Annotated in this window: 24 protein-coding genes and 1 pseudogene; 12 read left to right on the forward strand and 13 right to left on the reverse strand. The window is 71.9% G+C overall.

Annotated features, from left to right (window positions below):
• Positions 1–46: 46 nt before the first annotated feature.
• Entirely contained in the window at positions 47–745 is a 699-nt protein-coding gene (locus ACFWJX_RS29120) for an O-methyltransferase (RefSeq protein WP_073493106.1), read from the reverse strand.
• Positions 746–908: 163 nt separating this feature from the next.
• Here ACFWJX_RS29120 and sigE point away from each other — a divergent pair, with 163 nt between their 5' ends.
• From sigE to ACFWJX_RS29145, 5 genes and pseudogenes are all read left to right on the forward strand, one after another.
• A complete protein-coding gene (sigE, locus tag ACFWJX_RS29125; RefSeq protein WP_383248943.1) occupies positions 909–1,691 on the forward strand; it encodes an RNA polymerase sigma factor SigE in 783 nt (260 codons plus the stop codon).
• Positions 1,688–2,650 (forward strand): anti-sigma factor family protein, encoded by a 963-nt coding sequence (locus tag ACFWJX_RS29130; protein ID WP_383248945.1) that lies wholly within the window; start codon positions 1,688–1,690, stop codon positions 2,648–2,650. Before sigE ends, ACFWJX_RS29130 begins: the two co-directional genes overlap by 4 nt.
• A 730-nt stretch (positions 2,651–3,380) precedes the next feature.
• Positions 3,381–5,011, forward strand: a pseudogene (locus ACFWJX_RS29135) (trypsin-like peptidase domain-containing protein).
• A 238-nt stretch (positions 5,012–5,249) separates the two neighbouring features.
• Positions 5,250–5,690, forward strand: a complete 441-nt coding sequence (locus ACFWJX_RS29140) for a sec-independent translocase (RefSeq protein WP_383248947.1) — start codon at positions 5,250–5,252, stop codon at positions 5,688–5,690.
• Positions 5,691–5,870: 180 nt separating this feature from the next.
• Positions 5,871–6,530 (forward strand): hypothetical protein, encoded by a 660-nt coding sequence (locus tag ACFWJX_RS29145; protein WP_383248949.1) that lies wholly within the window; start codon positions 5,871–5,873, stop codon positions 6,528–6,530.
• A 77-nt stretch (positions 6,531–6,607) separates the two neighbouring features.
• On the opposite strand, the gene ACFWJX_RS29150 is transcribed toward ACFWJX_RS29145, so the two are convergent.
• The 3 genes from ACFWJX_RS29150 to ACFWJX_RS29160 are packed head-to-tail and all read right to left on the reverse strand — an operon-like array spanning position 6,608 to position 9,645.
• Positions 6,608–7,741 (reverse strand): Mrp/NBP35 family ATP-binding protein, encoded by a 1,134-nt coding sequence (locus ACFWJX_RS29150; RefSeq protein ID WP_383248951.1) that lies wholly within the window; start codon positions 7,739–7,741, stop codon positions 6,608–6,610.
• 43 nt (positions 7,742–7,784) lie between these two features.
• Positions 7,785–8,372 carry a DUF1003 domain-containing protein gene (locus tag ACFWJX_RS29155; RefSeq protein WP_383248953.1) on the reverse strand — a complete coding sequence of 196 codons (588 nt, stop codon included), beginning with the start codon at positions 8,370–8,372 and terminating at the stop codon, positions 7,785–7,787.
• Positions 8,356–9,645, reverse strand: coding sequence for a magnesium transporter MgtE N-terminal domain-containing protein (locus tag ACFWJX_RS29160; protein WP_383248955.1), 1,290 nt, complete (start codon positions 9,643–9,645; stop codon positions 8,356–8,358). The genes ACFWJX_RS29155 and ACFWJX_RS29160 overlap by 17 nt, the downstream gene beginning before the upstream one ends.
• A 235-nt stretch (positions 9,646–9,880) precedes the next feature.
• Between ACFWJX_RS29160 and ACFWJX_RS29165 the strand changes: the two genes are divergently transcribed.
• Complete coding sequence (locus ACFWJX_RS29165; RefSeq protein WP_383248957.1) at positions 9,881–10,642, forward strand: hypothetical protein; 762 nt, start codon at positions 9,881–9,883, stop codon at positions 10,640–10,642.
• A gap of 4 nt (positions 10,643–10,646) precedes the next feature.
• On the opposite strand, the gene ACFWJX_RS29170 is transcribed toward ACFWJX_RS29165, so the two are convergent.
• Positions 10,647–11,174, reverse strand: a complete 528-nt coding sequence (locus ACFWJX_RS29170) for a hypothetical protein (protein WP_383248959.1) — start codon at positions 11,172–11,174, stop codon at positions 10,647–10,649.
• A gap of 25 nt (positions 11,175–11,199) precedes the next feature.
• Positions 11,200–12,315, reverse strand: a complete 1,116-nt coding sequence (locus ACFWJX_RS29175; RefSeq protein ID WP_383248961.1) for a magnesium and cobalt transport protein CorA — start codon at positions 12,313–12,315, stop codon at positions 11,200–11,202.
• A 491-nt stretch (positions 12,316–12,806) separates the two neighbouring features.
• On the opposite strand from ACFWJX_RS29175, the gene ACFWJX_RS29180 reads away from it, so the two are divergent.
• Entirely contained in the window at positions 12,807–13,391 is a 585-nt protein-coding gene (locus ACFWJX_RS29180; protein ID WP_383248963.1) for a suppressor of fused domain protein, read from the forward strand.
• 30 nt (positions 13,392–13,421) lie between these two features.
• On the opposite strand, the gene ACFWJX_RS29185 is transcribed toward ACFWJX_RS29180, so the two are convergent.
• Entirely contained in the window at positions 13,422–14,645 is a 1,224-nt protein-coding gene (locus tag ACFWJX_RS29185) for an MFS transporter (RefSeq protein WP_383248965.1), read from the reverse strand.
• 159 nt (positions 14,646–14,804) lie between these two features.
• Between ACFWJX_RS29185 and ACFWJX_RS29190 the strand changes: the two genes are divergently transcribed.
• The 3 genes from ACFWJX_RS29190 (at position 14,805) to ACFWJX_RS29200 (ending at position 17,090) form a co-directional block, all read left to right on the forward strand.
• The gene (locus ACFWJX_RS29190) at positions 14,805–15,446 is read left to right on the forward strand and encodes a DUF6758 family protein (protein WP_383248967.1); all 642 of its coding nucleotides are present in this window, start codon (positions 14,805–14,807) and stop codon (positions 15,444–15,446) included.
• A 126-nt stretch (positions 15,447–15,572) separates the two neighbouring features.
• A complete protein-coding gene (locus ACFWJX_RS29195; RefSeq protein WP_383248969.1) occupies positions 15,573–16,430 on the forward strand; it encodes a PHP domain-containing protein in 858 nt (285 codons plus the stop codon).
• A 54-nt stretch (positions 16,431–16,484) separates the two neighbouring features.
• Positions 16,485–17,090 carry a MarC family protein gene (locus ACFWJX_RS29200; protein WP_383248971.1) on the forward strand — a complete coding sequence of 202 codons (606 nt, stop codon included), beginning with the start codon at positions 16,485–16,487 and terminating at the stop codon, positions 17,088–17,090.
• 77 nt (positions 17,091–17,167) lie between these two features.
• Here ACFWJX_RS29200 and ACFWJX_RS29205 read toward each other — a convergent pair whose 3' ends face one another.
• Positions 17,168–17,320, reverse strand: a complete 153-nt coding sequence (locus ACFWJX_RS29205) for a hypothetical protein (protein ID WP_007384531.1) — start codon at positions 17,318–17,320, stop codon at positions 17,168–17,170.
• A 242-nt stretch (positions 17,321–17,562) separates the two neighbouring features.
• On the opposite strand from ACFWJX_RS29205, the gene ACFWJX_RS29210 reads away from it, so the two are divergent.
• Positions 17,563–18,459, forward strand: a complete 897-nt coding sequence (locus tag ACFWJX_RS29210; RefSeq protein ID WP_383248973.1) for an NYN domain-containing protein — start codon at positions 17,563–17,565, stop codon at positions 18,457–18,459.
• A gap of 109 nt (positions 18,460–18,568) precedes the next feature.
• On the opposite strand, the gene ACFWJX_RS29215 is transcribed toward ACFWJX_RS29210, so the two are convergent.
• Together ACFWJX_RS29215 and ACFWJX_RS29220 are read right to left on the reverse strand one after the other, a co-directional pair.
• Complete coding sequence (locus ACFWJX_RS29215; protein WP_383248975.1) at positions 18,569–19,447, reverse strand: alpha/beta fold hydrolase; 879 nt, start codon at positions 19,445–19,447, stop codon at positions 18,569–18,571.
• A gap of 139 nt (positions 19,448–19,586) precedes the next feature.
• Entirely contained in the window at positions 19,587–22,304 is a 2,718-nt protein-coding gene (locus ACFWJX_RS29220; RefSeq protein WP_383248977.1) for a DEAD/DEAH box helicase, read from the reverse strand.
• Positions 22,305–22,811: 507 nt separating this feature from the next.
• Between ACFWJX_RS29220 and ACFWJX_RS29225 the strand changes: the two genes are divergently transcribed.
• The gene (locus ACFWJX_RS29225) at positions 22,812–23,540 is read left to right on the forward strand and encodes a ferritin-like fold-containing protein (RefSeq protein ID WP_383248979.1); all 729 of its coding nucleotides are present in this window, start codon (positions 22,812–22,814) and stop codon (positions 23,538–23,540) included.
• A gap of 126 nt (positions 23,541–23,666) precedes the next feature.
• On the opposite strand, the gene ACFWJX_RS29230 is transcribed toward ACFWJX_RS29225, so the two are convergent.
• The 3 genes from ACFWJX_RS29230 to ACFWJX_RS29240 form a co-directional block, all read right to left on the reverse strand.
• Positions 23,667–23,936, reverse strand: a complete 270-nt coding sequence (locus ACFWJX_RS29230; protein WP_383248981.1) for a hypothetical protein — start codon at positions 23,934–23,936, stop codon at positions 23,667–23,669.
• 197 nt (positions 23,937–24,133) lie between these two features.
• Positions 24,134–24,361: a DUF3107 domain-containing protein gene (locus ACFWJX_RS29235; RefSeq protein WP_073493074.1), complete on the reverse strand. Its 228-nt coding sequence runs from the start codon at positions 24,359–24,361 to the stop codon at positions 24,134–24,136.
• Between the two features lie 145 nt (positions 24,362–24,506).
• Complete coding sequence (locus ACFWJX_RS29240; protein ID WP_073493073.1) at positions 24,507–25,148, reverse strand: TetR/AcrR family transcriptional regulator; 642 nt, start codon at positions 25,146–25,148, stop codon at positions 24,507–24,509.
• Positions 25,149–25,244 lie beyond the last annotated feature (96 nt).

Consider the following 25,244-nt stretch of genomic DNA (forward strand, 5'->3'; position numbering starts at 1 on the left):
GGTCGCCCAGCTCTTGGTCGCGCGGCTTTCGCTTTCGCTCGCGCAGTTATCGCTTGACCGCGCAGAGCAGGCCGTCGCCCACCGGCAGCAGCGACGGCACCAGCTCCTGGCTCTCGCGCACCGCACGCAGCAGTTCGCGCACCCTTATGACCTCGGTGGGCTGCGGGCCGGAGTCGATCGTGCGGCCGTTCGCGAAGACGCCCTCGAAGACCACCAGGCCGCCCTGCCGCAGCAGGCGCAACGATTCAGCGAGGTAGTCCATGACCTCGAGCCGGTCGCCGTCGCAGAAGACGAGGTCGTACCCGGCGTCCGCGAGCCTCGGCAGAACGTCCAGCGCGCGGCCGGGAATGAAGCGGGCCCGGTTGCTGGCGAATCCGCAGGCCCGGAACGCCTGCCGGGCGAACTGCTGGTGCTCCGGCTCGGGGTCGACGGTCGTCAGGACACCGTCCGGGCGCATGCCGTGCAGCAGGTGGATCCCCGAGACGCCGGTACCGGTACCGATCTCCGCGACCGACTTCGCGTCCACGGTGGCGGCGAGCAACCGCAGCGCGGCGCCCGTGCTGGGCGACACCGAGCGCAGCCCTGCGTCGCGGGCCCGGTCGCGGGCCCAGCGCAGTGCTTCGTCCTCGGCGACATAGGCGTCGGCGAACGCCCAGCTCGTCTGCCGGTTGCCGGTAATGACCCTCTCCTGTCCCCGTGGTTGCCTGGGCGTGACTGTATCCGTTGGTGCCGGGAACCCGCAGATGGGACCGCGCGTTTGAAGGGGTGTGACGGACTACGGGGGGACACGGTTGGATCACGGCGACGGACGGAATGCCCAGCAAGTGCTGGCGCAGCCGTATGAGCCGTATCAGCCCAGATCAAATTCTCGTAAAACCGCTTATCCGGAGCTAACGGGCGAGGTGGCTATGGTAGGGGCTCCGCTGGACACCACCAGAGCCGACAGGGGAGGTGCGGCTGCACCTGTGGATCGGGGAGGAGCGCTGCGGCGCTTTCTCGGTTCGGCAGGCAGGCCCAAATCCGTGAACGACACCGCTGACCACAGCCATGCCGCCGGCCTCGGCGCCGGCCCCGCCCAGACCGCGACCTTCTCCACCGACGCGGACGGGCAGGCGTGGACTCCGCCCACGTGGGAGGAGATCGTCAGCCTGCACAGCGGCCGCGTGTACCGGCTCGCCTACCGCCTGACCGGCAACCAGCACGATGCCGAGGACCTCACCCAGGAGGTCTTCGTCCGCGTCTTCCGCTCGCTGTCCACCTACACGCCGGGCACCTTCGAGGGCTGGCTGCACCGCATCACCACCAACCTCTTCCTGGACATGGTCCGCCGCAAGCAGCGCATCCGCTTCGACTCGCTCGGCGACGACGCGGCCGAGCGGCTGGCCAGCAAGGAGCCCAGCCCGCAGCAGGTCTTCAACGACGCCCACTTCGACGCGGACGTCCAGCAGGCCCTCGACACCCTCGCGCCCGAGTTCCGCGCCGCGGTCGTCCTGTGCGACATCGAGGGCCTGTCGTACGAGGAGATCGCCGCGACCCTCGGCGTCAAGCTGGGCACGGTCCGCTCGCGTATCCACCGCGGCCGTTCGCAGCTGCGCAAGGCACTGGCCCACCGCTCGCCCGAGGCGCGCTCCGAGCGTCGCTCCTTCGTGGCCCGTGTCCCCGCTCTGGGGGGAGGGGGCGCGACCGCGTGAGTGGAACCCGTCCTACCCCGGCCGAACAGCACCTCGGCGACCGGCTCTCCGCCCTCGTGGACGGCGAGCTGGGCCATGACACCCGCGAGCGGGTGCTGGCGCACCTGGCGACCTGCTGCAAATGCAAGGCGGAGGTCGACGCACAGCGCCGGCTGAAGAACGTCTTCGCGGAAGTGGCCCCGCCCGCCCCCTCCGAAAGCTTCCTGGCGCGCCTTCAGGGGCTGCCGGCGGGAGGCGACACCGACGACGGTGGCTTGCCGCCGCTCGGGAGAGGCTTCGGCGACAGATTCGGGGCCCGCCCCGGAGCGTCCGGAGTCTTCGGAGCGAAGCGGGACGAGCCCTTCGAGTTCGGCTACGTCCCCGCGAGTGACCACGGCTCCGTGCTCACGCCCTCCGCCGAGCGCGGCTTCCGAATCCACCCCGTCGTCCGGTCCGACGCCGAGCGTTCGCGCGGGCTGCGGTTCGCCTTCGCCGCCGCAGGCGCGGTGTCGCTGGCCGCGATCGCCCTGGGCGGCATGAACACCGGCGTGCCGGCGGACACGGAGGCCCGTGGCGGCGCCGGCGCGGGCAGCAATGTGACACCGGCCCGCACGCCCGGCGGCGGCACAGCGACGAACCCCGAGAGCCAGCGCCGCCGTGGTGTCGGCCCGTTGATCGCACAGGGCGGGCAGATGCTCGGCGAGACCCCGGTCGCCCCGACCCAGGCCTCGGCGCCGCTGCTGCCCGGAGTACCGGCCCCGTCGGCCGGCCACCTCGAGCATGCCCTGCACCGGCTGACCACACCCGTGATGGCCGGCGCGGCCGCCATGTCCCCTCTCATACGCCCGCTCGGCACCACCCCACCGGTCTCGCTGACCTCCTGGACCACCAACCCGGAGATCACCGGCCCCGGCCTGCTCGCCGCACCCGTCCCCGACGCCACCTCCGCCCCCACCCCGTCCCCGCACCAGGCCCACTGATCCGCGAACCTGGTTGAATCCAGGGTGAACCGCGCCCATGCGGCGCGGGGCGGAGTGCGAGCCTGAGCACGGGGAGAGCATGGACGAGGGCAAGCCCACAGAAAGCCCTGCCGGGCGGGCGACCGGGGACGAGACGGGCATGCGTGCGCGGGGCGCGATCTCCGAGGGGAGTCCTGCCGGGCGGGCGGACGAAGTGCAGCCGAGCGGGAGTGCGCGGGGCGCGATCTCCGAGGGGAGTCCTGCCGGGCAGCCGGACGGGGACGAGACGGGCATGCCTGCGCGGGGCGCGATCCCGGAGGAGAGTTCTGCCGGGCGTGCGGACGAAGTGCGGTCGAGCGGGAGTGCGCGGGACGCGATCCCCGAGGGCGACTTCGAGCTGGCCCGTCCCGAAGGGGGCGCCGGTCCGGTCGCCGCGGAGGCCCGTCCCGCGCCGTCGTCGGGGGAGGCGGTCGAGTCGGCCGACGGCGCGCTGCGGCCTCAGTCCGGGGACCAGGCAGAGCCGTCGCCCTCGGCTGCCCCCGTCTCCCAGCCTCCTGCCGTCACCGACCGGCCCAAGCCCCTGCACGACCCCGACCCCTACAGCACCCCGCCCTACGGTGAACCAGGCCCCTGGGCGCCCGCCCCGCCCGTCCAGCACCCAGCAGCCCCACCGGCCTCCGGCACGGCCGCCCCTGGGGCGACGGTGCCGACGCCCGCTGTCGCCGACGTGCGAGGCCAGGCCGCTCCCGAGATGTATCCGCTCGCTCCCGGTGTTTCTGTCGCGCCGGGTTTCGACGTGGTCCCGTCCGTCGCCAGCATGCCCGTTCCCGGTGCGGGGGCCTCCGAGGCGCCGTCGCCCGTGCCGGGTGCCGTCGTCGTCCCGGGGTTCGGCGTGCCCGGTGTGGCCGCTCCCGAGATGTCTCCGCTCGCTCCTGGCGTTCCTGGCGCGCCCGGTCTCGACGTGGTCCCGTCCGTCGCCGGCATGCCCGCTCCCGGTGCGGGGGCCTCCGAGGCGCCCTCGGCCGTGCCGGGTGCCGTCGTCGTCCCGGAGTCCGGCATCTCCAGCACCCCCGGTGTCCCCGATGTGGCCCCTCCCACGACGCCCCCGCTCGCTCCCGCCTCCGACACGCCCCCGGCCGCCCCAGCCGTCCCCGGCACCCCCGGCTCGTCCCCCGAAGCCCTCGCCGACCCCTGGCGCCGTTACGACCCCTGGGCCGCCGCTCCTCTCGGGGTCGGGCCGCTTCAGCAGACCGGGGGTGCCGTCCTCAGCGTGGAGCAGCGGCGGAGGCGTAGGCGTCGGGGACTGGTCGGTGGGGCCCTGTTGCTGGCGCTGGTCTCCGGAGGCGTCGGTGGCGCCGTCGGGGTCCACCTCGAGCGGAACGGCGGGGTGGGGGCGGTGGAGCTGCCGCAGGCCCCCGCCGAGCCGGGCGGGCGGGACGCGGACAGCGTCGCCGGGATCGCCGCCCGTGCCCTGCCCAGCGTCGTCACGCTGCACGTCAGCGGCAGCGAGGAGGCCGGCACCGGCACCGGCTTCGTGCTCGACACGCGGGGCCACATCCTCACGAACAGCCACGTCGTCGAGCCCGCCGGGTCCGGCGGCGAGATATCCGTGGTCTTCAACGGCGGCCGGACCGCCGAGGCCGAGGTCGTCGGCAAGGACAGCGGATACGACCTCGCGGTGGTGAGGGTGACCGGCGTGCGGGGCCTGAAGCCCCTGCCCCTCGGCAACTCCGACAACGTGCGGGTCGGCGACCCGGTGGTCGCCATCGGCGCCCCCTTCGACCTGGAGGGCACGGTCACCTCCGGCATCATCAGCGCCAAGGAGCGGCCCATCACCGCCGGCGACGGGAGCGACGTGTCCTACGTGGACGCCCTGCAGACCGACGCGCCCATCAACCCCGGCAACTCCGGTGGCCCCCTCCTCGACACGCGCGGCCATGTCATCGGCATCAACTCGGCCATCCGGTCCGCCGCGGACGGCACCGACTCCGACGGCGGCCAGGCCGGTTCCATCGGACTGGGCTTCGCCATCCCGGTCAACCAGGGCAAGCGGGTCGCCGAGGAGCTGATCAACACGGGGAGGGCGACCCACCCGGTCATCGGCGTGACCCTCGACATGGACTACTCGGGCGACGGCGCCCGCGTCGGCGCCGACGACAGCGGCGGGAGCGCTCCGGTGACCGCGGGCGCCCCGGCGACAAGGCCGGTATCCGGCCGGGAGACGTCATCACCGCGGTCGACGGCCGGCGCGTCCACTCCGGTGAGGAGCTGATCGTCAAGACCCGCGCCCATCGCCCCGGCGACCGCCTGGAGCTGACCGTCGAACGCGACGGGAAGGAACGCACCCTCTCCCTGGTGCTCGGCTCCTCGGACGGCAGCTGAACCGGCCCGCCGATCGACAGGAACTTCACATCTCGGACGCCGCGGCCCGGCCCGACCGGGCAAACAGCGCGGAAAACCGGTCATCCGCAACCACCCGGACACCTCGGGACGGTACCGGTCGGACAGGTGTGACAGGTACCGTGGACCCGGCCCGGACCACGGACGAGCCGCACTGACGGCCGAGGGCCACCAAGGGCCACCGAGGACCGCGGACCGCGGACATCGCAAGGAGCTTCAGGTGTTCAATGACATAGGACCGCTCGAGCTGGCGACGATCATTGTCCTGGCCGTGCTCGTCTTCGGTCCGGACAAGCTCCCGAAGGTCATCCAGGACGTGATGCGCACGGTCCGGAAGATCCGTGAGTTCTCGGAGAGCGCCAAGCAGGACATCCGGCAGGAACTCGGCCCGGAGTTCAAGGACTTCGAGTTCGAGGACCTCAACCCCAAGACCTTCATCCGCAAGCAGCTGGACAACGAGGACCTGGGGCTGAAGGAGCTCCGCAACGGCTTCGACCTGAAGAAGGAGATGGCCGAGGTCACGGACGCCGTCCACGGCCGCGCCCCGGAGTCGTCCTCGCCGTCCTCGTCCGCCGCGTCCGGTGGCCGTATCGACATGACGAAGAAGCCGGAGGAGGCGGGCAAGGACGACCGCCCGCCCTTCGACGCGGACGCCACCTGAGCCTCCCGCGCCCCCCGATGTGAGGGGGCGCACGCCCCACGCGCCGGGCGGCTTCCCCGCAGTCGTGAGCGGGGTGGCTATGCTGCCTGGTTGTTGTGCGGGCCGTACCCAACAGGGCAACGTCGCCCGAAGGGGGACGGGCCGCACGGGTCCGGCGAGATCGAGGAGGCGTCCGGGGACATGGAGACGACGAGTCAGGCAGTCGTAGAGGCTCCGGCCGCGGAGGGCGGACAACAGGTCCCCTCCGTCCGCCGCACGGTCGACGGCTACCTGGAGGCGCCCTTCCCGTGGTACGGCCTCGACGAGGCCTTCACGGGACCGCGCTGGCTGATGCAGGTCGGCACGGCGGCCGACGGTGCCGTCGAGCACGGTTCGATCGGGCACGGTGACGAGCCCTCCGTACGGCACGAGACGGCCGGTGAGGACCGCGGGAAGTTCGCGGTCGTCGTGACCGTCGCCGCGAACCCCGTACGGCGCAGCGCGGACGGCACGGGGCTGCTGGAGGCCACCTCGGTGTCCTCGGCGGCCTGGCTGGCGGGTGTGGGGCTGCTGTCCTTCACCTGGCCGGGCCAGATGGACCACAGCCTGCGTGACGACTGGCTGGAGCAGCAGACCGAGACGGCGTGGGTGCTGGCCGACGATCTGTCCGGCCAGGACTGGTCCACGCTGTCGCTGCCGGTCGACGGCGTGCCGACCTCCTTCCACTACCGCGAGTCCGAGTTCGGCTGGGTGCTGGCCGGCTCGACGCAGGAAGGGGTGCACGTGGGGGCGTACGGGAGAGGCATGAGCGCGTACGGGCTCGGCTTCGCCGTGATCAAGGACATCGCCACGTACGAGTAGCCGCGGTGACGGCAACGGGGGCGCCGGTCCTGACGGACGGCGCCCCCGTTGTCGTACGACCTGTGCCGTACGACGGGTCAGAACTTGTTCTTCGGGGTGATGCCCAGGGACAGGCCCGACAGACCGCGCTGGCGGCCGCCCAGCTTGCCCGCGATGGCGCGCAGGGCGGTACCCGCCGGGGAGTCCGGGTCGGTGAGGACGACCGGCTTGCCCTCGTCGCCGCCTTCGCGGAGGCGGACGTCGATGGGGATGGAGCCGAGGACCGGCACCGCGGCGCCCGTGGTGCGGGTCAGGCCGTCCGCGACGGACTGACCGCCGCCGGTTCCGAACACGTCGACCATCTCGCCGCAGTGCGGGCAGGGCAGCCCGGACATGTTCTCGACGACGCCGACGATCTTCTGGTGGGTCTGGACGGCGATGGAGCCCGCCCGCTCGGCCACCTCGGCGGCGGCCTGCTGGGGCGTGGTGACGACCAGGATCTCCGCGTTCGGGACCAGCTGGGCCACCGAGATCGCGATGTCGCCGGTGCCCGGCGGGAGGTCCAGCAGCAGGACGTCCAGGTCGCCCCAGTACACGTCGGCCAGGAACTGCTGGAGCGCGCGGTGGAGCATCGGGCCGCGCCAGACGACGGGGGCGTTGCCCGGGGTGAACATGCCGATCGAGATGACCTTCACGCCGTGCGCCGACGGCGGCATGATCATGTTCTCGACCTGGGTGGGACGGCCGTCCGCGCCCAGCATGCGCGGCACGCTGTGGCCGTAGATGTCGGCGTCGACGACGCCCACCTTCAGGCCGTCGGCCGCCATCGCCGCCGCCAGGTTCACCGTCACCGACGACTTGCCGACGCCGCCCTTGCCGGACGCGACCGCGTACACGCGCGTGAGCGAGCCCGGCTTGGCGAAGGGCACCTCGCGCTCGGTCTGGCCGCCGCGCAGCGCGGTCGCCAGCTCCTTGCGCTGCTCGTCGCTCATCACGTCCAGGGTCACGTCGACCCGTGTGACACCGTCGACGGCGGAGACCGCATCGGTGACGCGCTGGGTGATCGTCTCGCGCATCGGGCAGCCGGAGACCGTCAGGTAGACGGCCACCGCGACCGCTCCGTCCGCCTCGATGTCCACCGACTTGACCATCCCGAGTTCGGTGATGGGGCGGTTGATCTCGGGGTCGTTCACCGTCGCCAGTGCTTCACGCACCGCGTCTTCCGTAGCCATAAGGACGATGGTACGGCGCTTCGCGGGGGCCTCGGCATGCCTGTCAGCGGTCGTCTACGTCACGTCCGCGCGACCGTTCCGCCGGGAATACGACATGGCCGTCCCGCAGCCCCTCCAGCTCCTTCACCATGTCCTGGAGTTCGGAGCGGATCCAGTCCCTTGTGGCGACCTCGCCGAGCCCGATCCGCAGGGCGGCGATCTCCCGGGTGAGGTACTCGGTGTCCGCGATGGACCGCTCGTTCTGCTTGCGGTCCTGCTCCAGGTTGACCCGGTCGCGGTCGTCCTGCCGGTTCTGCGCGAGCAGGATCAGCGGGGCCGCGTAGGAGGCCTGGAGCGACAGCATGAAAGTCAGGAAGATGAAGGGGTAGGTGTCGAAGCGCAGGTCGCGTGGGGCGAAGCTGTTCCACAGGACCCACACGATGATGACGATCGTCATCCAGACGATGAACCGTCCGGTGCCCAGGAACCGCGCGATGCGCTCCGAGAGCCGTCCGAAGGCCTCCGGGTCCCACTCGGGCAGGATCCGGCGCCGGGGCGGGCGCGGCTGGTCCAGCCGGACGCGGGGGCGGGTCGTCGCCGTGGCGCCGGCCGGGGTCCGCTCGGTGCGGGCGAGGTCACGCTCGGGAGCCATCGGGCACCTCCCCCTCGGCCAGGTGGAACTCCGTCTCCCGCCAGTCCTCGGGCAGCATGTGGTCCAGCACGTCGTCCACGGTCACCGCGCCGAGCAGCGAGCCCGCCTCGTCGACGACGGGCGCCGCGACCATGTCGTACGTCGCGAAGAACCCGGCGACCACGGGCAGCGTCGCACCCGGGGCGAGGGCCTGGAGGTCGTCGTCGAGGATCGAGCTGACCAGCGTGTACGGGGGGTCGCGCAGCAGCCGCTGGAAGTGGACCGTGCCCAGGTACTTGCCGGTCGGGGTCTCGTCGGGCGGACGGCAGACGTAGACCTGGGCGGCGAGCGCGGGGGAGAGGTCGGCGTTACGGACCCGGGCGAGGGCGTCGGCGACGGTGGCGTCGGGCCGCAGCACGATCGGCTCGGTCGTCATCAGGCCGCCGGCGGTGTGCTCCTCGTACGCCATCAGGCGGCGCATGTCGGCGGCGTCGTCGGGCTCCATCAGGCTCAGCAGCCGCTCCTTGTCCTTCTCGGGCAGCTCGGAGAGCAGGTCGGCCGCGTCGTCGGGGTCCATGGCCTCCAGGACGTCCGCGGCGCGCTCCTCCTTCAGCTTGCCGAGGATCTCGATCTGGTCGTCCTCCGGCAGCTCCTCCAGGACGTCGGCGAGCCGGTCGTCGTCGAGGGCGGCGGCGACCTCCGCGCGGCGCTTGGCGGACAGGTGGTGCAGGACGTTCGCCAGGTCGGCCGGGCGCAGCTGCTCGAACGTGGCCAGGAGGCTCTCCGCGCCCTGCCCGTGCTCCTCCAGGGAGAAGCCGGTGACCGCGGACCACTCCACGGTCAGCTTCTCGCCCTTGCCGCGCCGGAAGGCACCCGACCTCCTGCCCTTCTGCACGAAGATCCGGTCGATCTCCCAGTCCCGGCGGGCGGGCAACTGCCGTACGGACAGGTCGAGGACAGTGACCTCCTCGCCGGTCTCGGCGAGCGTGACGCGCCGGTCGAGCAGCTCGCCGAAGACGAGCCGCTCGGTGGGCCGCTGTTCGAAGCGGCGGACGTTCAGCACGCCGGTGCTGAGCACCTGGCCGGACTCGATGCTGGTCACCCGGGTCATGGGCAGGAAGATCCGGCGCCGGGTGGTCAGTTCGACGACCAGCCCGAGCAGCCTCGGCGGCTTGCGTCCGACGCGCAGCATGACGACCAGGTCGCGGACCCGTCCCACGGTGTCGCCGTTGGGGTCGAACACGGCGACACCGGCGAGGTGGGAGACGAAGATCCGGGGGGCGCCCGCTGCCATGTCCGGACCTCCTTCTCGTACGCGCTCGTACGGGGTGTTCGCTGTCCTGTTCCCCGCGGTGTTGCGGGTGAGGTTCTTTTCCCAATTGCCCGCTCGTGCGGGCTTCAGGCTAGCCCGTCCCGATCGGGTACGCCCTGGTGAGCGGTCCGGACGGACTGGCTCCGTTCGCCCTGCGGGACCCCGGTACGCTGCGGTACGCCGTTCAGGAGTCCCCCGCAGAAAGGCAGCCCCCTCTGTGACTGCGATCGCCCAGGGCCGTACCCGTCGACGGGCCGCGCTGGTGAGCGCGATGTGCGCGCTGGCCGTGACGGGCCTGGGACTCACCGGGTGCGGCAGCGAGGACCCGGACGCGGGGACGAACGGGGTCGGCAAACTGGCCGCCGACAAGATCCAGGCGAAGGCGCAGGCGGCCGCCGCGGCGGTGGACGCGGTACGGCTCTCGGGGACCGTGGTCGCCGGCGGGAAGTCGTACAAGCTCGACATGAGCCTGAAGTCGGACGGTGCCACGGGGTCGGTCACCGCCGACGGCGCCGCCTTCCACCTGCTGCGGGTCGACGAGGAGCTGTACCTCAAGGCGGACGCCGCGTTCTGGAAGCACGAGGACGGCAAGTCCGACGACGCCGGATCCGACACCGCGGCCGCGGGCAAGCTCGACGACAAGTATGTGAAGGTGCCGACCGGTGACCCCTCGTACAAGAAGTTCAGCGGGTTCACGGACAAGGACCTCCTTCTCGACAGTGTGCTGACACTGCACGGTTCGCTGGACAGGGACGGGCACCACGAGCAGGCCGGGGTGCGCACCATCCGCATCACGGGCGACGGGGGCTCCGGCGGCACGCTGGACGTGTCCCTGGAGGGCAAGCCCTACCCGCTGCGCCTGGTGCGCGCGGGCGGGGCGGGCACGCTGACCTTCTCCGCCTGGGGCAAGGACTTCGCCCTGGAGGAGCCGGCGAAGGGCGAGACCGTGGACTACGGCAAGGAACTGCCGACGTCGTGACCGGCTACGCGCACGTGCCCTTCTTCCGTTTCTTCTTCAGCAGCAGCCGCGCAAGGCCGGCCGGGACCGGCTGACGGGTCGTCGCCGGGGACGGCACCGGCGGCGCCGCCAGGTCCCCGTCGGGCAGCGGCGACGTACCGCCGGTCGGCTCCAGCCGGATCACCCGGCACTCGCGCGCCCAGCGCCCGGTCATCGCCTCACCGTCGGGCGCGTTGAGCCGCTTGCCCTTGAGGTCGGCGACGGCCGCCTCCCACGCCTCGGTGCCGGGGGCGAGCTGGACGACCCGCGCGGTCCAGGTGACCAGCCGGCCGCCCTTGTCCTTGCTGCGGACGGTCACCTCGGCCGTCACACCGTCGGCCAGGCCGGGCAGCGGCTGCTCGCCGGGCCCGTCGCCGACCAGAGCGGCCGCGCCCTCGTGCCAGACGTGCCACAGCGCCCGCGCCGTCCGTTCACCGGCCGCCTCGACCCAGATGAGGCCTGACTTCTTGGTGGCCTCCTCGACGAGGGCCGGATCGAGCAGCTCGCGTGTCATGGGGACCACCCTATCCAGGCGGTTCTCACAGCCAGCCGTTGCGCTTCAGCGTGCGGTGGATGCCCACACAGAGCGCCACCGTCACCGACATCATCACGGGGTAGCCGTACCGCCAGTGCAGCTCCGGCATGTGGTCGAAGTTCATGCCGTAGACCCCGCAGACCATCGTCGGTACGGCGATGATGGCCGCCCAGGACGTGATCTTGCGCATGTCCTCGTTCTGTGCGACGGACGCCTGGGCGAGGTTGGCCTGGAGGATCGAGTTGAGCAGCTCGTCGAAGCCGATGACCTGCTCCTGGACCCGGGCGAGGTGGTCGGCCACGTCGCGGAAGTACTTCTGGATGTCGGGGTCGATCAGCCGCATGGGCCGCTCGCTCAGCAGCTGCATCGGCCGCAGCAGCGGCGACACGGCCCGCTTGAACTCCAGTACCTCACGCTTGAGTTGGTAGATCCGGCCGGCGTCGGTGCCGCGCGGGCTGCCCTTGCGGCCCGGCGAGAACACCTCCGTCTCGACCTCGTCGATGTCGTCCTGCACGGCGTCGGCGACCGCGATGTAGCCGTCGACGACGTGGTCGGCGATCGCGTGCAGTACCGCCGAGGGGCCCTTGTCGAGCAACTCCGGGTCGTCCTGGAGGCGGTGGCGCAGCGCGCGCAACGAGCCCTGGCCGCCGTGCCGGACGGTGATGAAGAAGTCCTTGCCGGTGAAGCACATGACCTCGCCGGTCTCCACCACCTCACTGTTGGCGTCGAGTTGGTCGTGCTCGACGTAGTGGATGGTCTTGAAGACGGTGAACAGGGAGTCGTCGTAGCGCTCCAGCTTGGGGCGCTGGTGGGCCTGGACCGCGTCCTCCACGGCGAGCGGGTGCAGCCCGAACTCCCCGGCGATACCGGCGAACTCACTCTCCGTCGGCTCGTGGAGCCCGATCCACACGAAGCCGCCGTCGCGGCGCACCTGGCGCATCGCCTCGTGCGGGGTGAGCGGCGTCGCCGTCTCGACGCGGGCGCCGTCGCGGTAGACGGCGCAGTCGACGACGGCCGAGGGGGTGGCGGGGTCACGAGTGGTGTCGTACGCGCCGCTCTCCTTGCGCAGGGAGGGGCGGGACGGGCGGACCACGGCACGCAGGTCGCGGATCATCGACATGGCAGGCTCCTTCGCGACAGGCAACGAAAGGCGCCGACGACGGGTGGAACTACCCGGAATGGGGACGTCCTGACTGCGGATGTTTGGCACGTCCACAAAGCGGGGAGCACCGCACCGTCGCGGTGGCGGGTTTCGCTACTGATTCAGCTACTGCTTCAGATCAGACGGACAGCGCGGACCGAAGGGGTCAGGCGGATCCGGTACAACGAAACGAAGTGCTCTTCCGAGTGAGGACGCGAACGCGAGAGGCGGCGGTCGGCCGGAGCCAGAGCTACATCAGCGGCGGGAAGAGCGAGTGGTACTGCACGGTCGACTTCGATCCATGACAGCCCCACCTCCTCCAGCCGGTCCCCCGTAAGGGAATACCTTCGGCGTCGGGGCTTGATCGCGACGCTTCTGCGTGCTGCCCCGAACCACCGGCCCAGAGTACCAGCCGACCGAAGTGTCAAGGCGCTGCTTTGCCCGGTACTGGCGAGTTCTATGCTCGCGGCATGGCAGATGTTCTTCCTCTGGTCGAGGCCCGGTTGCGCAGCGCGCTGGGCGAGCCGGACGCCCGCGCCGCGGTCACCTTCCTGGGTACGGACCGCATCGAGGTCCTGCGTTTCCAGGAGGGCGACATCGTCCGCTACGCGACCCTCGGTATGTCCGCGCAGCCGATGAGCGACCCCACCGCGGTGCTCGCCGACCCGGTCAAGGGCCCCCGCGCCGAGCTGGTCCTGTCCGTGCGCGCCGGCCTCGCCGACACCGACAAGGCGCTCCGACCGCTCGCCGTGCTCGCCGCTTCCCCGCAGGTCGAGGGCGTGGTCGTGGCACCCGGCGCCTCCCTCGACGTCGGTGAACCCCTGTGGCCCGGCGCCCCGTTCACCTCCGTACTGGTCGCCGAGCCGGGCGGTCTGATCGAGGACCTGGACCTGGACGAGCCCCTCGACCCGGTCCACTTCCTGCCGCTGCTGCCGATGACCCCCAACGAGGCCGCCTGGAAGCGCGTGCACGGCGCCCAGGCCCTCCAGGAGCGCTGGCTGACGCACGGAACGGACCTGCGGGATCCGTCCCGCAGGTCCGTTCCGCTGGAGTGACCGAACTCACCGATCGGCGGCCGGATCCCGTCAGTTGGCGAACACGGTGACCCCGTCCTCGGTCGCGTGCCGCGGCTCCAGCTCCGCCGCTTCGCGCGTCAGCGCCTCACGCCGTACGACGACCACGACCGCGCCGAGGACCGCGGTGACCGCCGCGACGACGAACGGGACGTGGATGTCGGTCCACTCCTCGATCTTCGGCGCGAAGAACGGCGCGGCGGCCGCGGCGAACCAGCGCACGAAGTTGTAGCCGGCGCTCGCGACCGGGCGCGGGGCGTCCGACACGCCCAGGGCCAGCTCGGTGTACACGGTGTTGTTCACGCCGATGAAGGCGCCGGACAGGATCGTGCAGACCACGGCGGCGGTGTGGTCCCCGTATCCGAGAACCAGGACGTCGGCGGCGAGCAGCAGCAGTGATCCGCCGAGCACCTTCAGCGAGCCGAACCGCTTCTGGAGCCGCGGGGCCACCAGGACCGAGAAGACGGCGAGCAGCAGCCCCCAGGCGAAGAACACCGCGCCCGACTTGTAGGGCGTCATGTCCAGCACGAACGGCGTGAAGGCCAGCACGGTGAAGAACGTGTAGTTGTAGAAGAACGCCGAGACCGCCGCCGAGGCCAGACCGCCGTGGCCGAGCGCCTTGAGCGGGTCCAGCAGCGAGGTCTTGCGGGCCGGCTTCGGCTGCTCCTTCAGGAACGCGGTGATGCACAGGAAGCCGATCGCCATCAGCACCGCGGTGCCGAAGAAGGGGTAGCGCCAGCTGGCGTCCCCGAGCAGCGCGCCGAGCAGGGGCCCGCACGCCATGCCGAGGCCGAGGGCGGACTCGTACAGCAGGATCGCCGCCGCGCTCCCGCCCGCCGCCGCGCCGACGATCACCGCGAGGGCGGTGGAGACGAACAGCGCGTTGCCCAGTCCCCAGCCCGCCCGGTAGCCGACGAGCTGTCCGACGGTGTCGGAGGTGCCGGCCAGGCCCGCGAAGACGACGACGAGGGCGAGGCCGAGCAGCAGGGTCCGGCGGCCGCCGATCCGGCTGGAGACGAAGCCGGTCACCAGCATCGCGAAAGCGGTGATCAGGAAGTACGAGGTGAAGAGGAGCGAGACCTGGCTGGCCGTGGCGTCCAGACCCTGGGCGATGGACGGCAGGATCGGGTCGACGAGTCCGATGCCCATGAAGGCGACGACGGACGCGCCGGCGGTCGCCCAGACCGCCTTGGGCTGCCGCAGAAGGCCACCGGCTCCCGCATCGAAGGGGTCCATGCTTACTCCCGTCCCGAACTGATAGTTGGCTTTTACACATACTAAGTTAGTCAAGCTAATTAATGCAAGCTACATCTACTCGGGTCGGCCGGACCTGGTTCCGCCCGGACGGGTGATCGTCCTTGACGTGGGCCGGATCGGGTAGGACCGTGGGGCTCTATGAGGGGCGAACCCAGTTGCCCGAAGTGTGGTGGCCGGGTCAGGGCTCCCGGCCTCTTCTCCGATTCCTGGCAGTGCGATGCGCATGGGGCCGTGTATCCGCTCCAGCCCGCGATCCCGCCCAGCGTCGAGGCCCTCAGCGTCGTCGTGCACCGCACCCAGGTGCCGGTGTGGATGCCGTGGCCGCTGCCGGTCGGCTGGCTGTTCACGGGCGTGACCTACGCCGGTGACGACCGCAGCGGCGGCCGCGCCAGCGCGGTCGCCTGCACGGGCCCCGGCCCGCTCGGCGGCATGGGCGAGCTGATCCTCGTCGCGGAGGAGCTGGGCGTCGGACTCGGCGCGCGCTACGCCGGGATGGACGGCCCCGACCCCGGCCCGTACATGAACGTCGAGAAGCCGCCCCAGGCCAAGGTCCTCGCCGCCGGCCGCCCCACTCCGCTCTGGCTGGTCAACGGCGCTCCCGGCGACCGCGCGGTCTTCGCGGGCGAGGCGCGGGGGCTGTGGCTGTGGGCGGTCGTCTGGCCCGAGCAGTCCGGGCTGCTGATGTACGACGAGCTGGTGCTGACCGATCTGCGGGACGCGGGGGCCGAGGTCGAGCTGGTGCCGTGCGGGGCGCTGTCGCCGCGGTTGCTGAAGCCGTAGGGGGCTCCCCCGGTGGGGCGCCTGAGTGTAGGGGGCGCTCTGCCGGTTCGGGTGTGACATGGGGGTCCGGAAATCCGGTTATCCTTGAGCGTCCCCGTCCGCCCGTCATCGCCTGGAGTCCGCGTCGTGCGCATCGATCTGCACTGCCACTCCACGGCTTCCGACGGTACCGACACCCCGGCCGAGCTGGTGCGCAACGCGGCCGCCGCCGGACTGGACGTCGTCGCGCTGACCGACCACGACAGCACCCGTGGGTACGCCGAGGCGATCGCCGCGCTGCCGCGCGGGCTGACCCTCGTCACCGGGGCCGAGCTGTCCTGCCGTATCGACGGCATCAGCATGCACATGCTGGCCTACCTGTTCGACCCCGACGAGCCCGCCCTGCTCGCCGAGCGCGAGCTGGTGCGCGACGACCGGGTGCCGCGGGCGCGCGGGATGGTCGCCAGGCTCAACGAGCTGGGCGTGCCCGTCACCTGGGAGCAGGTCGCGCGGATCGCGGGGGAGGGTTCCGTGGGGCGTCCGCACGTCGCCACCGCGCTCGTCGAACTCGGCGTCGTGCCGACGGTGAGCGACGCGTTCACCCAGGAATGGCTGTCCGACGGTGGCCGGGCCTATGTCGGGAAGCACGAGACCGACCCCTTCGAGGCGATCCGGCTGGTCAAGGCGGCGGGCGGGGTCACCGTCTTCGCCCACCCGGCCGCGAGCAAGCGGGGCCGGACGGTGCCGGAGTCCGCGATCGCGGAGCTGGCCGCCGCGGGCCTCGACGGCATCGAGGTCGACCACATGGACCACGCCGCCGACACGCGCGCGCGACTGCGCGGGCTCGCCGCCGACCTGGGGCTCCTGGTGACCGGGGCGAGCGACTACCACGGCAGCCGCAAGACGTGCGTGCTCGGTGAGTACACGACGGACCCCGAGGTCTACGGGGAGATCACCCGGCGCGCGACCGGCGCGTTCCCGGTGCCGGGGACCGGCGGAGCCTGAGGCTCACCTCCGACCCGTCACCCTTCACCCTCTTTCCGCAAGGCTCCCGTACTGATGTTCGACATCGCCGTCTTCGGCTCCCTCTTCCTGACCCTCTTCGTCATCATGGATCCCCCCGGGATCACCCCGATCTTCCTCGCGCTGACCTCCGGGCGCCCCGCCAAGGTCCAGAAGCGGATGGCCTTCCAGGCCGTCTGTGTGGCCGGCGGTGTCATCACCGTCTTCGGGCTCCTCGGCCACCAGATCCTGAACTACCTGCACGTGTCCGTGCCGGCGCTGATGATCGCGGGCGGGCTGCTGCTCCTGCTGATCGCCCTCGACCTGCTGACCGGCAAGACCGACGAGCCCAAGCAGACCAAGGACGTCAACGTGGCACTGGTCCCGCTCGGCATGCCGCTGCTGGCCGGTCCGGGCGCGATCGTGTCCGTCATCCTGGCCGTGCAGAAGGCCGACAGCGCCGCCACGCAGGTGTCGGTGTGGACGGCGATCCTCGCCATCCATGTCGTGCTCTGGGTGGTGATGCGCTACTCGCTGCTGATCATCCGGGTCATCAAGGACGGCGGCGTGGTCCTCGTGACGCGCCTCGCGGGCATGATGCTCTCCGCCATCGCCGTGCAGCAGATCATCAACGGCGTCACGCAGGTGGTCCAGGGGGCCTGAGCCCCTCCGGTACGCGCAGAGCCCCCTGCGGCATCGTGCCGTGGGGGGCTCTGAAGTCTGGGTGAGGACCCGTGGTGTCACGAGGCCGAGGTGTCGGCCGGACGGATCCACAGCCGCTGCCCGATGGCGGCGGCCTGCTGAACGATCCGGTTGACGGAGGCGGCGTCCACGACGGTGCTGTCCACGGGGGTGCCGTCGACGTCGTCGAGTCGCATGATTTCGAAGCGCATGGGCTTCTCCCTTCGTCTGGTCATCCTCCTGAGGAGAATTGCTGTACGTGAAGAGTCAACGGGGTGCGTGTTACAAACATTCCCTACGCTAAAGAAATTTTTCGAACGTCTAACTACTAACCGGTAAGGGAGCCGGTGCGGTCGGCCGTCGGCAGACGGGTCGTCGCGATCGGCCGACAAGCTTGCGTGGACCGAACGGGACCGGTTGTGTTCGCAGCGTGACCGCCGGGACAATGGGCGCGATGAACGACGACCTCGCGGCTCTCGCCGCCCGCATCGACCGCGCGAACGAGCTGCTCACCCGCATGCTCGCCGAGGTGGCGAAGACACCCTCCACCCATGCGATCTTCGTCGACGCCGGGTACCTCTACGCGGCGGCGGGCCGGCTGGTCACCGGGACCGAGGACCGCCGGGCCTTCGACCTCGACGCCGAGGGCCTGATCGACGCGCTCATCGACCGCGCCCGCACGATCTTCGCGGACAGCCGGTTGCTGCGCGTCTACTGGTACGACGGTGCCCGCCGCCGCATCCACACCTCCGAACAGCAGACCATCGCCGAACTCCCCGACGTCAAGGTCCGGTTGGGCAACCTCAACGCCAACAACCAGCAGAAGGGCGTCGACTCCCTGATCCGCAGCGACCTGGAGTCCCTCGCCCGGCACCGGGCCATCAGCGACGCGGCGCTGCTGGGCGGCGACGAGGACCTGGTCTCGGCCGTGGAGGCCGCGCAGGGGTACGGCGCCCGCGTCCACCTCTGGGGCATCGAGGCCCCCGAGGGCCGCAACCAGGCGGAACCCCTGCTGTGGGAGGTCGACAGCCAGCGCACCCTGGACCTCGACTTCTTCAAGCCGTACGTCTCACGTCGCACCGCCCAGACCTACGAGCCGGCCGGCGCGGCCCGGCCCACCCGTGACGACGTCCGCTTCGTCGGCGCGCAGATCGCGGCGAAGTGGCTGGCGGCGCGAGGGCGGGAGGCCCTCGTGGAACTGCTGCCCGGCCACCCCTACCTGCCCGGCTCCGTCGACCAGGACCTTCTGGTCGAGGCGGAGGGCATGCTCCAGTACTCGCTGCGCGGCCAGTCGGACCTCAGACGGGCGCTGCGGGACGGGTTCTGGGAGCACTTGCAGACGCAGTACTAGCCGGACCGGCTGGTCCGCGTCCGGCGTTGCTCCGCGTCCGGCCGGTTGGTCTGCGTCCGGCTGATGCGTGTTCGGCTGGTGCGTGCTCGGCCGGTACGTGTTCGGCCGGTCAGCCCGTGTCCGGGCGGATCTTGTCCCAGAAGTCGGCGAGCGCCTGGGCCGTCGGCAGGGGCTGGTCCAGGTTCGGGGAGTGCTCGGCGCCCGCGACGACCGTCCGGTGGGCGCCCAGGTCCATCGCCATGTCGTCCAGGAGGGTCACCGGCCAGGTGTCGTCGCGGGCCCCCGACAGGACGTGGAACGGCAGGGGCACGGCGGCGAGTTCCGCGACGCGGTCCGGCTCGGTCAGCAACTGCCGCCCAGTGGCGAGGAGTTGGGCGGGTTTGTGGTTCACCCAGCGCTGCCGCAGCAGCGCAGGTTCGCCGAACCCGCGTGCCGGGCCGCCGACTTCCTCCGGTGGGCCCATCGCCAGGATGGCCTCCCACACCTCGGGCATCGTCATCAGCGCGAGCGCGTCGTGCAGCAACTGCACGCGCTGCCGCTGCGACTCGGAGATCTGCGCCGGGCCCGACGCGACGAGCGTGAACGAGACGAAGGGGGAGTGGTCGATCAGGACGGCGGCTCGGGCGATCTGACCGCCCAGGGAGTGCCCCGCCAGATGCACGGGGGTGCCGAGCGCCTCCGCCTGCGCGAGCACGTCCCGCGCCAACTCCTCCCGCGCGTACGGCGCTTCGTCGTACGCGGGACCGTCGCTCTGGTTCTGCCCGCGCCCGTCCACGGCGACCGTGCGGTACCCGCGCGCCGCGAGCGGCTCGTGCAGCAGGTGGAAGTCCTCCTTGCTGCCGGTGAACCCGGGCAGCAGCAGCGCGACGCCCCGCGGCACCACACCGTCGGCCACGGGGGAGTCGACGACGGCGAACTCACCGCGCGCGGTCCGCAAGGGGTACGCGCGAGCGCCGGGGGGCGGGGTGAAGTCGGGCGGGATGGTCACACGTCGAGGCTACCGGGCCAGGTCGACGGGCCTCGGGCGGAGGGAGCCGTCAGGGAACGGTGCCGGTGCCGGGAGCGCCGACGGCCCGGTCGCTCCACTGGGGAGGGACCGGGCCGTCGGACTGTGCCCTGCCGGGCGATCAGCTCTCCGCGGACTCCGCGGCGGCCGTCGCCTTGCGCGGACGCCGTGCCTTCGGCTTCGCCTCGTCGGCAGCACCGGCTTCGGCGACCGTGGCGGCGGCCTTGCGGGTGCGGCGCGGCTTGGTCTCCGGCTCCTGCGCGGCCTGGGCCGGGATGTCGGCGACGGTGGCCGTCGGCTCCGGCTGGGCGGCCTTGCGGGTGCGGCGCGGCTTGGCCTCCACGGCCTCGGCCGTGTCGACCGCGGCCGGGGCGGCGGCGGTCTTGCGGGTGCGGCGCGGCTTGGCCTCCACGGCCTCAGCCGTGTCGACCGCGGCCTCCGCGGCCGGGGCAGCGGCCTTGCGCGTCCGGCGAGGCTTCGCCTCGACCGTGTCGGCGGTGGCCTCCGGCGCGGCGGCCGTCTTGCGCGTCCGGCGCGGCTTGGCTTCCGTGCCCTCGGCGGCGTCGACGGCGGCCTCGGCGGCCGGCGCCGCCGTCTTGCGCGCACGGCGGGGCTTGGCCTCGACCGCGTCGACGGTTTCCGCTGCGGCTTCCGTCGCGACCGCGGCCTTGCGGGTGCGGCGCGGCTTGACCACCGTGCCCTCGGCCGTGTCGACGGCGGCCCCGGCGGCCGGTGCCGTGTCGGCGACCGTGGCGGCGGTCTTGCGGGTGCGGCGCGGCTTGGTCTCCGGCTCCTGCGCGGCCTGGGCCGGGATGTCGGCGACGGTGGCCGTCGGCTCCGGCTGGGCGGCCTTGCGGGTGCGGCGGGGCTTGGCCGCGGCCTCGACCTCGGCGGTCTCGGCCGGGGCGGCGGCGGTCTTGCGGGTGCGGCGCGGCTTGGCCTCCACGGCCTCGGCCGTGTCGACCGCGGCCTCGGCAGCCGGGGCCGCCTTCTTGCGCGTACGACGCGGCGCGGCCTCGGGGGCCACAGTGGGGCTCTCGGCGGTGTCGACCGGGGCCTCGGCCGGGGCCGTCGCCTTGCGGGTGCGGCGGCGCGGCCTGGTCTCGGTCGCCTCCGCCGTGTCGACGGCGGCTTCGGCCTCGGGGGTCTCCACCGGCGCCGGCGAAGCCTCCACGGGTGCCTGGGCGGGGATGTGCACCGCGGTCTCGGCTGCCGTCTCCGTCACGGTCACCGCAGCGTCCGCGTTCCTGCGGGTGCGGCGGCGGCGCGGCTTGGCGGCCTCCGGGGCGTCGAGGGCCGGGCTCTCCACGGTCTCGACGACCGCTTCAGCGGCCTCGGGGGCGTTGACCGAGGTCGCGGACGCCGCCGTGGCGACCTCCTGCGCCCCCGTGGCCCGCCCACGGCGCCGGCGTCGCGGCGTGCGTGACGAGGTCGCGTCCTCCGCGGCGGGTGTCTGCTCGGGGGCGACGGTCGCGGCGGGCGCCGACGCGTCGAAGGGCTCGCCGTTGCGTGTGCGGCGGCGACGGCGCGGCGTACGGGCGGGGCGCTCGCGCTCGGCGGCGAGGGACTCGCCCCGGGCGCCACCACGGCGGTCACCCCGGTCGTTGCGGTCACCGCGGTCGTTACGGCCGCGTCCACCGCGGCCGCCCGGCTCGCCGAGGTCCTCCATCTCCTCCGCGGCGAGTCCGGCGCGGGTGCGCTCCGAACGCGGCAGGACACCCTTGGTGCCCGCGGGGATGTCGAGTGCCTCGAAGAAGTGCGGGGACGTGGAGTACGTCTCCGGCGGGTCCGGGAACTTCAGGTCCAGCGCCTTGTTGATGAGCTGCCAGCGCGGGATGTCGTCCCAGTCGACGAGGGTGACGGCGATGCCCTTGGCGCCCGCGCGGCCGGTGCGGCCGATGCGGTGCAGGTACGTCTTCTCGTCCTCGGGGGACTGGTAGTTGATGACGTGGGTCACGCCCTCGACGTCGATGCCGCGAGCGGCCACGTCGGTGCAGACGAGGACGTCGACCTTGCCGTTGCGGAAGGCGCGCAGCGCCTGCTCGCGGGCGCCCTGGCCGAGGTCGCCGTGGACCGCGCCGGAGGCGAAGCCACGCTGCTGGAGCTGGTCGGCCAGGTCGGCCGCCGTGCGCTTGGTACGGCAGAACACCATGACTAGGCCGCGGCCCTCGGCCTGCAGGATGCGCGCGACCATCTCGGGCTTGTCCATGTTGTGCGCGCGGAACACGTGCTGCTTGGTGTTCGCGACGGTCCGGCCCGCGTCGTCCGGCGAGGTGGCGTTGATGTGCGTCGGCTGCGACATGTAGCGGCGCGCGAGGCCGATGACCGCGCCCGGCATGGTCGCCGAGAACAGCATGGTCTGGCGCTTCACCGGAAGCATGTTGATGATCTTCTCGACGTCGGGCAGGAAGCCCAGGTCGAGCATCTCGTCGGCCTCGTCGAGGACGAGCGAACGAATGTGCTTCAGGTCGAGCTTCTTCTGGCCCGCGAGGTCCAGCAGCCGGCCCGGGGTGCCGACGACGACGTCGACGCCCTTCTTGAGGGCCTCGACCTGGGGCTCGTAGGCCCGGCCGCCGTAGATGGCGAGGACCCGCACGTTGCGTACCTTGCCCGCGGTCAGCAGGTCGTTGGTGACCTGCGTGCACAGCTCGCGGGTGGGAACGACGACGAGCGCCTGCGGGGCGTCGGTCAGGTCCTCGGGCTTGGCGCGGCCGGCCTCGACGTCGGCGGGGACGGTGACGCGATCGAGGAGCGGAAGGCCGAAGCCGAGCGTCTTTCCGGTGCCCGTCTTGGCCTGTCCGATGACGTCCGTGCCCGTCAGGGCCACGGGAAGCGTCATCTCCTGGATGGGGAAGGGCGTGATGATGCCGACGGCCTCGAGGGCTTCGGCGGTCTCGGGAAGAATCCCGAGCTCTCGGAACGTGGTAGTCAGGGTGCTGCCTCTTCTGTGTGCGCGGTGCGAGGCGAGCGCGGGGGTCGTGGCGGACCGTGTCAGGGACGTCGGCCGCCCTTGGGGCGAGACCGGCAAGACACGGGACCTCTGCCGACGCTCTAGCGTTCGTACCGCTGAGGGGTTCCCTCCGGTCGTCGTACGCAATGTGCCGTACGGCCAGGGAGGGCTGTCGGGTCGGAGCCGATCGGGCCACCGACCGGGCATCCTCATACGTGCAGCCCGTCGAATACTCGGCAGGCGCATTACCACCATACCCCGGATTCGCGCACATGCGATGGCCGATTCGGTCACGTTGTGGTTGTCACATCGCCGGACATGGTCCTTCGGGTCGTCGTTGTCACACTGATTGACCAGGGACTTCCGTCCCCCGACGAGCGGGCTATTGTGCGCTGCATGACGAGCTCTGACAAGCCTGAGAACGCCGCCACCGGTATCGCCGCCCAGGACTGGGCGAAGGCATCCGCCGATCCCCAGTACCGGGCCGCGGTCGTGGACCTGCTCGGCGCGCTCGCGTACGGCGAGCTCGCGGCGTTCGAGCGGCTCGCCGAGGACGCCAAGCTGGCGCCCACGCTGGAGGACAAGGCGGAGCTGGCGAAGATGGCGTCGGCCGAGTTCCACCACTTCGAGCGGCTGCGCGACCGGCTCACGGAGATCGGCGAGGAGCCGACGGGCGCGATGCAGCCGTTCGTCGCCGCGCTCGACGGCTTCCACAAGCAGACCGCCCCGTCGGACTGGCTGGAAGGCCTCGTCAAGGCCTACGTCGGCGACTCGATCGCCAGCGACTTCTACCGCGAGGTCGCGGCCCGTCTGGACACCGACACGCGTGCCCTGGTGCTGGCCGTGCTCGACGACACCGGTCACGCCGGTTTCGCCGTGGACCGGGTGCGCGCGGCGATCGACGCGGACCCACGCGTGGGCGGGCGGCTCGCACTGTGGGCGCGGCGGCTGATGGGCGAGGCCCTGTCGCAGTCGCAGCGGGTGGTGGCCGACCGCGACGCGCTGTCGACGATGCTCGTGGGCGGGGTCGCGGACGGGTTCGATCTCGCGGAGGTGGGCCGGATGTTCTCGCGGATCACCGAGGCGCACACGAAGCGGATGGCTGCGCTGGGCTTGGCCGCGTAATCCCTGCGGGTGTCTTCGGGGGTCGCGGCTGCGGGCCGGTTGCGGCTGGGTGTGCCCGTGCGGCGGAGCCGCAGATCGGTACCGCCCCGCGCCCCTGGGCGGTCCCCTTGCGGTGGCCGGTCCGCGCTAAGCCGTCGCTGATCGGCGGCGGAGTCTCGTCGCCGGGCGCAGGAGCAGGGAGAGGGAAGCGGTGGAGACGATCACCGCGCCGAGCAGACTCCCGATCGCGGAGCCGGGGCCCAGGGCGCTGTGGGTGACGAAGTCACCGAACAGGGCTCCGGCGATGCCCGTCGCGAGCACCAGGCTGCGGGCCGGGAGCCGGTGGGACAGGCGGTGGACCGCCGCCCATGCGAGCACGAGACCGAACACAGCGGAGCCGAGCGCTTCCAAGATCATCAGTGGTCCCTCCAGGCGGCCGGACTGTGCACCAGGGTCGTAGCCCGTCATACCCGTGACCTGCGGAATGCAATCCTTCCCTGTGGCCGGGTTGTGCTCCATCCGTGGGGGCGCGGTGGGGGCGTGGAGGAGCCGGGCGGAACGCGGAAGGGGCCCGGCAGCCGAACGGCCGCCGGGCCCCTTCCGTCGAGCGTCGCCTACAGCGCGCCGAAGCCCACCTTGCGCGGGGCCGGCTCGCCCAGCTCCACGTAGGCCAGGCGGTCGGCCGGAACCAGGACCTTGCGGCCGTGCTGGTCCGTGAGGCTGAGCAGCTGCGACTTACCGGCCAGTGCGTCGGCCACCACGCGCTCGACCTCCTCCGGAGTCTGACCGCTCTCCAGAACGATCTCGCGGGGCGCGTGCTGCACGCCGATCTTGACCTCCACGGCTAAGTCCCTCCGACGGTCACGAGGTGCGCGGGCGTCCGCGCCGTACGCTGCACACATTAGCCCGGTGAGGGGACGTGCACGGCGCGGCCGTCCACGCCAGGAGCGAACAGCGAGCGGGAACAAACGGCCGAGGTGGTGCGGCTCAGTGCTGCTCGGTCCCGTGCAGCGGGAATCCGGCGATGCCCCGCCAGGCCAGCGAGGCCAGCAACTGCACCGCCTCGTCGCGCGGGACGCTGCGGTCGCTGTGCAGCCAGGAACGGGCCACCACCTGCGCGAGACCGCCGAGGCCGGAGGCCAGCAGCATCGACTCCGCGCGCGAGAGACCGGTGTCCTCGGCGATGACGTCCCGGATCGCTTCGGCGCACTCGTTGGTGACCTTGTCGACGCGCTCGCGCACGGCGGGCTCGTTCGTCAGGTCCGACTCGAAGACCAGGCGGAAGGCGCCGCCGTCGTCCTCGACGTACGCGAAGTACGCGTCCATCGTCGCGCGGACGCGCTGCTTGTTGTCGGTCGTCGACGCGAGCGCGCTGCGCACGGCCTGGATGAGCGACTCGCAGTGCTGGTCCAGCAGGGCCAGGTAGAGGTCGAGTTTGCCCGGGAAGTGCTGGTAGAGCACCGGCTTGCTGACGCCGGCGCGTTCGGCGATGTCGTCCATCGCGGCCGCGTGGTAGCCCTGCGCGACGAAGACTTCCTGGGCGGCGCCCAGCAGTTGGTTCCGTCGGGCACGGCGCGGCAGGCGCGTGCCTCGCGGGCGCGCCGCCTCAGTCTGCTCGATGGCTGTCACGCCGCCTCCCAATGTCGTCCCTCTTGCGGTGTGCCGCCGCGCCGCCATCGTACTTTTCGGTAACCGTGGTGTGCGCGGTGCGAACGCAGAATTTCA

The sequence above is a fragment of the Streptomyces sp. NPDC058335 genome (genome assembly GCF_042723915.1).
Classification (GTDB): Bacteria; Actinomycetota; Actinomycetes; order Streptomycetales; family Streptomycetaceae; genus Streptomyces.

Coding starts and splice junctions, on each gene's coding strand:
- sigE (WP_383248943.1), top strand. CDS start 909: ATGGTAGGGGCTCCGCTGGACACCACCAGAGCCGACAGGGGAGGTGCG.
- ACFWJX_RS29145 (WP_383248949.1), top strand. CDS start 5,871: ATGGAGACGACGAGTCAGGCAGTCGTAGAGGCTCCGGCCGCGGAGGGC.
- ACFWJX_RS29150 (WP_383248951.1), bottom strand. CDS start 7,741: ATGGCTACGGAAGACGCGGTGCGTGAAGCACTGGCGACGGTGAACGAC.
- ACFWJX_RS29155 (WP_383248953.1), bottom strand. CDS start 8,372: ATGGCTCCCGAGCGTGACCTCGCCCGCACCGAGCGGACCCCGGCCGGC.
- ACFWJX_RS29160 (WP_383248955.1), bottom strand. CDS start 9,645: ATGGCAGCGGGCGCCCCCCGGATCTTCGTCTCCCACCTCGCCGGTGTC.
- ACFWJX_RS29170 (WP_383248959.1), bottom strand. CDS start 11,174: ATGACACGCGAGCTGCTCGATCCGGCCCTCGTCGAGGAGGCCACCAAG.
- ACFWJX_RS29175 (WP_383248961.1), bottom strand. CDS start 12,315: ATGTCGATGATCCGCGACCTGCGTGCCGTGGTCCGCCCGTCCCGCCCC.
- ACFWJX_RS29180 (WP_383248963.1), top strand. CDS start 12,807: ATGGCAGATGTTCTTCCTCTGGTCGAGGCCCGGTTGCGCAGCGCGCTG.
- ACFWJX_RS29185 (WP_383248965.1), bottom strand. CDS start 14,645: ATGGACCCCTTCGATGCGGGAGCCGGTGGCCTTCTGCGGCAGCCCAAG.
- ACFWJX_RS29190 (WP_383248967.1), top strand. CDS start 14,805: ATGAGGGGCGAACCCAGTTGCCCGAAGTGTGGTGGCCGGGTCAGGGCT.
- ACFWJX_RS29200 (WP_383248971.1), top strand. CDS start 16,485: ATGTTCGACATCGCCGTCTTCGGCTCCCTCTTCCTGACCCTCTTCGTC.
- ACFWJX_RS29205 (WP_007384531.1), bottom strand. CDS start 17,320: ATGCGCTTCGAAATCATGCGACTCGACGACGTCGACGGCACCCCCGTG.
- ACFWJX_RS29210 (WP_383248973.1), top strand. CDS start 17,563: ATGAACGACGACCTCGCGGCTCTCGCCGCCCGCATCGACCGCGCGAAC.
- ACFWJX_RS29220 (WP_383248977.1), bottom strand. CDS start 22,304: ATGACGCTTCCCGTGGCCCTGACGGGCACGGACGTCATCGGACAGGCC.
- ACFWJX_RS29225 (WP_383248979.1), top strand. CDS start 22,812: ATGACGAGCTCTGACAAGCCTGAGAACGCCGCCACCGGTATCGCCGCC.
- ACFWJX_RS29230 (WP_383248981.1), bottom strand. CDS start 23,936: ATGATCTTGGAAGCGCTCGGCTCCGCTGTGTTCGGTCTCGTGCTCGCA.